3 protein-coding genes and 1 tRNA gene are annotated in these 6,745 nt (G+C 32.1%); 1 reads left to right on the top strand and 3 read right to left on the bottom strand.

Annotated features, from left to right (window positions below):
- Positions 1-469 precede the first annotated feature (469 nt).
- The 3 genes from PF327_RS11290 to PF327_RS11300 are packed head-to-tail and all read right to left on the bottom strand — an operon-like array spanning position 470 to position 6,113.
- The gene (locus PF327_RS11290) at positions 470-3,598 is read right to left on the bottom strand and encodes an efflux RND transporter permease subunit (protein WP_289402661.1); all 3,129 of its coding nucleotides are present in this window, start codon (positions 3,596-3,598) and stop codon (positions 470-472) included.
- A gap of 9 nt (positions 3,599-3,607) precedes the next feature.
- Complete coding sequence (locus PF327_RS11295) at positions 3,608-4,903, bottom strand: efflux RND transporter periplasmic adaptor subunit (RefSeq protein WP_289402662.1); 1,296 nt, start codon at positions 4,901-4,903, stop codon at positions 3,608-3,610.
- Positions 4,896-6,113: a TolC family protein gene (locus PF327_RS11300; RefSeq protein ID WP_289402663.1), complete on the bottom strand. Its 1,218-nt coding sequence runs from the start codon at positions 6,111-6,113 to the stop codon at positions 4,896-4,898. Before PF327_RS11300 ends, PF327_RS11295 begins: the two co-directional genes overlap by 8 nt.
- A gap of 554 nt (positions 6,114-6,667) precedes the next feature.
- Here PF327_RS11300 and PF327_RS11305 point away from each other — a divergent pair.
- A tRNA-Met gene (locus PF327_RS11305) sits at positions 6,668-6,744 on the top strand.
- The last annotated feature ends 1 nt before the right edge of the window (position 6,745 follow it).

Raw genomic sequence — 6,745 nt, forward strand, 5'->3', positions numbered from 1 at the left:
CCAATTTCACCACATCCGCATGTGATTATTACAACAAAAGTGTATTTATTTAACTTCTACATCGAATGATACAAAAATTAGACTTTTGTTCAAATAAGTAAAAGACTAAAATATTTCAAAAAAGTGATTTGTTCGTGATGTATTAGGAATTTATTAAGTGGCGGACAGTAAGGGATTTTAAATAATCTATTTCCTATCTTTTCTTAAACTTTCCCAGATAACCTTATAAAGCCCTAAAAATAGGACACTTTATAAGTACCATATTACCCAAACTTTCATATAATAGTCTTATGTTTCATAAAAATTGGTTGCCAAAATGAGGGTTGTAAATGGCACATATTAAGTCAAAGAAGTATGCAGGAGATTTAATCCTGATCAAATTTTTAGAACGGCATAATCAAAGCAAGAAATTATCAGTTTAGTGCTGGTCTACTTATTGGAGATGGGTACACTTATATACAATTAAAAACTACTGTTTAGCTTTACCTTCATCTCTCTTTTCTAACAAAATTTTTCTATGTTCAAAGTACGAAAAAACTATTGGTACAACAAACAAACTAATTAACTCTACCAGCATTCCACCAAGTGTTGGTATAGCCATTGGTTTCATTACTTCACTACCAGTGCCTGTCGACCACATTATAGGTAGTAATGCTGCAACAGTTGTTGTAGTTGTCATAAGAAGTGGTCTTATTCTTCTCGAACTTGCCTCAATAATAGTCTCTTTTAATTCATTCCAATTATCAGGTGTATTTTTCTTCATTGATTGTTGTAAATATGTCATCTTAATAACACCATCATCAACAGCTATTCCAAAAAGAGCGATAAACCCTACCCAAACAGCTACAGAAGTATTAAAACCACCAACCCATAAAAGAATTAAACCTCCTGCAAATGCAATAGGAACTGCAGAGAATACAATTACTGCGTTTCGTAAACTTTTTATACCAAAATATATAATCACTAAATTGATAAACAATGCCAGTGGCATTAAAACCATCAATCTATTATTAGATCTGACTTGATTTTCATATTGACCTGCCCAAACTATTGAATAGCCTTCTGGCAAGTTAATCTTATCAATTTTATTTTTTGCCTCTTCTACAAATCCAATTAAATCACGGCCTCTTACATTAAGTAAAACCAGTGATCTAAGCATTCCATTTTCTGACTGAATAACAGACGGCCCTGTTACTACTTGGACATTAGCAAGCTCAACAATTGGTATATGATGTCCTAATGGACTAGGAACAAGGACTTTTTTTAATTCATCAATTCTATTTCGAAGTTCTTTTTTATATCGTACTCGTATAGGGTATCTATCTCTACCCTCATAAAACTGTCCAATAGTCATACCACCCACGGCTGTTTGAAGAATTTTATTTATTGTTCCTGTATTTATTCCATATCTGCTTGCTGCTATTCGATCTATATCAAATTCTATATATGGTTTACCGGTAATTTTTTCTGCATAAACACCATATGCTCCACTAATTTTTTCAACTTCTTTACCTATTTGTGCTGATATTTCCTCTAATGTTTTTAAATCATCACCAAAGACCTTTACACCAATTTGTGTTTTAATACCTGTTGATATCATAGAGATTCTATTTTCAATAGGAAATAACCATGCATTTACAAGTCCAGGAACTTGAAGTTCTTCATCAAGCTCATTCATAATGTCATAAATAGAAATACCATCAGGCCATTCATTTTTGGGAACTAACTTTACTACTGTCTCAAACATAGAAATTGGAGCAGGGTCTATGGCGGTATCAGCCCTTCCTAACTTTCCTATTGCGTCAGCCACAAGCGGATGTTCTTGAAGCTTTTTATCTATATAAGCCAATATTTCTCGTGCCTTAGTCATACTCACATCAGGTGTCGTAACCGGCATGTATAAGATTTCACCCTCATTCAATGATGGCATAAACTCTTTTCCTAATTTAGAATAAGCAAAGCCTCCCAAAAGTAATATCATTATAGGTAGAGTTAAAAAAAGTTTTCTATGTTCCAGCATCCAATGAAGTATCGGAATGTAAGTTTTTACAATCGTATTACTTACAGGGTTTTTTTCAATTGGTTTCAAATTTCCTTTTAGAAAATAGACTGCTAAGGCAGGTACTAAGACTATCGCAACAGTAACTGAACCGAACATAGCAAGGGTTTTTGCCCAGGCTAAAGGACCAAAAAGCTTTCCTTCACTATCTTCCAAACCAAAAACTGGTAAAAATGTAACTATGGTTGTAGAGACTGCAGTTAAAATTGCAGGGCCAACTTCACGGGATGCCTTTACAATTATTTCAACTCTGTCTTCTTTTGAGACATTGGGGTTTTGAGCTAAATTAGCATATATATTTTCAGTCATTATGATACCCATATCAATCATCGAACCAATGGCAATGACCAATCCAGATAAACTCATTACATTTGAATCTATTTCTAATAATTTCATAAGAATGAAACTAATACCGACACCTAGTGGAAGTGTCAATGAAACAAGTACAGAGGACTTAAAATGTAATAAAAACAACATAATTACAATAATAGAAATAATAATTTCTTGTGTTAAAGCAGAATAGACTGTACCAATAGTTCTTTCTATAACTTCTGTTCTATCATAAAAAGGTACTAATTCAACTCCCTTTGGCAATCCTTTCTTTACAATTTCTAATCTAGTTTTAACATTATCAAGAACCTCCTGAGGGTTCTCTCCATAACGCATGGTAACTACTCCACCAACCGATTCTATACCATTTTTATCAAGAGCCCCCCTTCTGAAACCTGCCCCTATCTGAACACTTGCTAAATCTTTTACTCTTATGGGAGAATTGTTCTTAACAGCTACAACAACATTTTCAATATCACTAATGTTTTTAAAAAAACCTTTTCCTCTAACAATAAATTCTCTATCACCCTCTTCAATAACTTCAGCACCTACATCGATATTACTATTTTGAATCGCTTTTACAAGTGTGGAAAAATGGACATCATAAGCAAAAAGATTATTAGGATCGACATCAATTTGGTACTCTTTGACAAACCCACCTATGCTAGCTACTTCACTTACACCTTTTACCCCTTGAAGTAAATAACGAACATAAAAATCCTGTAACGACCGAAGTTCTGCTAAAGATTTTGGATGTTTACTATCTTTTTTATTTTCAAGTGTGTACCAAAACACCTGTCCAAGACCGGTTGCATCTGGTCCCATAGTTGGAGTAACTTCAGAAGGTAGTTCAGAAGTAGCCGTTGAAAGTTTTTCTAAAATACGACTTCGACTCCAATAAAAGTCAATATCATCCTCAAAAATAACATAGATGATAGAAAAACCAAATGCAGAACTAGCACGAATATTTTTGACTCCAGGAATCCCTTGCATCATTACACTTAAGGGATATGTTATCTGTGCTTCAACATCTTTGGGTGAACGGCCTGGCCATTCTGTAAAAACGATTTGCTGGTTTTCTCCAATATCAGGTATTGCATCAATGCGAGCTGTATTCAAGCTAAACACTGACAATAACCCAATAATTACAAAACCTATGACAACCATTGCACGGTTTCGAATAGCTAATTCAATTAAATTTTGAATCATCTTATATCCTTAATGATTGTGTATCATTTCTGTAGTTGTTTTCATATCTTCATAACCACCAAAAAGTTGTGCTTGAGCATCTAAAAGAAAGTTACCTTCAATAACGACTTCCTCATTTTTTATTAAACCATTTTTTATTTCTATATAACCTTCAGACTCGTATCCAGTCAGTACAGCTTTTGCTTGAAAAGTTCTATTGTTTACTTTAACCCACACAACTTTTCTCTTTCCCGTATCAATAATTGCTGTTCGTGGAACTACTAAAGATTTACCATCCATTTCTATATTTAACACTGCATTTGCAACCATACCTGGTCTTAACTTACCCAAATCATTTTTTATCGTTGCTCTTACTTTTAATGTCTTAGATTTAATATCTAAAAATGGGTTTATAAAGTCAATATGACTAACTAATATTTCCCCTGGTAAAGCACTAAACATTAAGTCGATTTTTTGACCAATTTTAACTAATGATGCATCACTCTCATAAACATCCATCTCTACCCAAACATCTTTTAAATCCCAAAGTTCAAAAAAGTTTTCCCCCTCTTTAAAGTACTTTCCTACTATTGCATTCTTTTTTATAACAACACCATTTGTATTTGCATGGATAGTAATAGTACGAGGCACTTTTCCATTTTTATACCAATTATCATATTGAAACTTTTTGATACCCCATAGACTAAGCTTTTTTTCACTTTCATCTAACATCTCTTTAAACAAGTTATCCTTATCTAATTCATAGCTTTTTCTAGCTATTAAATACTCTTCACCAGCAGTTATCAATTCAGGACTGTACAAATCAATAACAGGGTCATTAATCCTTACAAAGCTTCCTGTTGATTTTACATACACTTTTTCAACACGACCTTTCACTCGTGCAGGTATCTTACTTTCTGTTTGTTCAGATTGAAGTACTAAACCTAACAGCCTTATCTTCTTTGTCATTTTCATCTCACTTACAGGGAAAAAATCAGGTTTAAAGTGTTTCAACTGTGCTTTTCTGAGTTTTACATTAGCTACTACTTTTTCAGCATTTTGACTTAAATGTTTTTTGTCTGAATGTTGTACATCAGATGCATTTAGCATTTCACCATCAATTTCAATTTTTGTTAAATTCATATGACATATAGGACATTTACCTGGCTTCTTTTCTCGTATCTGAGGATGCATAGAACAAGTATAATAAACATCAGTATGATTATGTAATTCTAAATTATCAGTAGATGCGTATAATATATTTAAGCAAAAACTTATATTCAATAAAATAACAAACATTACTATATTTTTAAAAAATCTATTCATCGAACAAGTCCCCTTTTATATACTTTAGAGATACCCGTTCAAGATCTCTCTTTGACTCAAGGGCCACTTTTCTTAAAAGAATATTTTGTAGATTCAATTCACTCTGTAAAAGTTCTATATAGGTAGCCTTCCCAACTCCATAAGATTTTGAAATAATCTTTCTGGCATCTATTGCGAATCCAATTATTTTATTATTCAATACATTTAATTCACTGTTTAATTTTTTGATTTCCTGCGTTTTAAGCATAATGTCTCTATTTTTAGACTTTTTATACACTTCGTACTCTTTCAATGTTTTAGATTCTTCATACAGAGACTTACTATAATTTGATGACTTTTTATCAGAAAATGGCAATGGAAAACTAATAGATACGCCAATAAAGTCTCCAACCATATCTATATTTGATCGCTGTGTATAGTTTAGCGAAATGGTTATATCAGATATAAGATCTAAACTTGATGCTGTTATAGCGTGTTGTTTTGCTTTTACTTTTTCTTGAAACTCAAGTTCTCTATAATCTATATTATCTGTTGAAGATGTATCTAAAGAGTTCCATGGAATAGACTTTTCTTCGATTTCAGAATGACCTGTCAAGTATTTAATTTTTTCCTTAATTTTAGAGAGCTCATGTTTTTTATTACTAATTATATTATCCAGTTCAAAGCTTCGAATTTGAATTTCCAGTATAGCTTGCTGTGTAACTTTTCCCATCGTATATAATCGACTGCTTACTTTGAGGTTTTTTTCAATCCAGTCTTTATTATTTTCTAAAATAATAAGTTCATCAGATAATTTTCTATTTTCTATTAAAATATTCCAAAAATTTAAGATTAAAAGCTCTTTTTGGTTTTCTATATTATATCTATATGCTTGCGATAGACTTTCTAAGGCACTCTTTTTTACTTCATATTTATTAGTCAATGGTATTTTCTGAGATACGCCAAAGTCAATTCCGGTCATTGGGGTTTGATCATTAGCCAACGTATCAATTGGATAGTTTTTCGCTGCAATTTTAAAAACAGGGTCACCCCATGAACCTTTACTTTTTGCTTCTTCTTGAATAGCTCTAACTTTAAAGTTTCCAGATTGTATCACTTCATGCTCTTGAATCTTTTCAAGTGCATCACTATATGTTATCGCTTGTACACTAATACTTGAACAAAATAAAAGCACTAATGTAAATTTAATCATTCCCTTTTCTCCCAACATTTCTATAATACTTAAGTATTATATATTTCACATGTGCAAAGAGTGTGTAGAGCTTTTTAGTGTTTATGAATTTACAATTGCAACTATGACAATTTAGCCCCACGTTTTTTGCATTAGGCCATTTTTGCATACAAGGAAAGACTATATGGTTATAAAATTGTTGATGATCATGTAAAGAACTATGGTATCACATAGGTATCACTTTTATATAAAATAAAAAACTTAAATTGGTTATATTGTCTGAAAAATAGGGCTATATTAGGCTTTATAAGGATTATATGGCAGAGAGGAAGGAATTCGAACACAAGATTAAATTCCTTAAATGCCCTATTTTAGAGTATACATAAATTAAATAGTTAGCTGTTGGCATACAATAAACATACATATTTGGCAGAGTCTGCCATATACCACTTTATGTTCTAAGTCTAAAATCCTTCCCATATGTATATATTTATTCTTAATTAAGTTTATATGGATACAATGGACATCTATTTTGTAGCCTTCACTAATCTATAATTTAATCAAATTTACTTAAATATTTCAATATTTATTATCGCGGGATAGAGCAGTCTGGTAGCTCGTTGGGCTCATAACCCAAAGGTCGGTGGTTCAAATCCATCTTCCGCAACCAA

The organism is Sulfurovum xiamenensis, from assembly GCF_030347995.1.
Lineage (GTDB): Bacteria > Campylobacterota > Campylobacteria > Campylobacterales > Sulfurovaceae > Sulfurovum > Sulfurovum xiamenensis.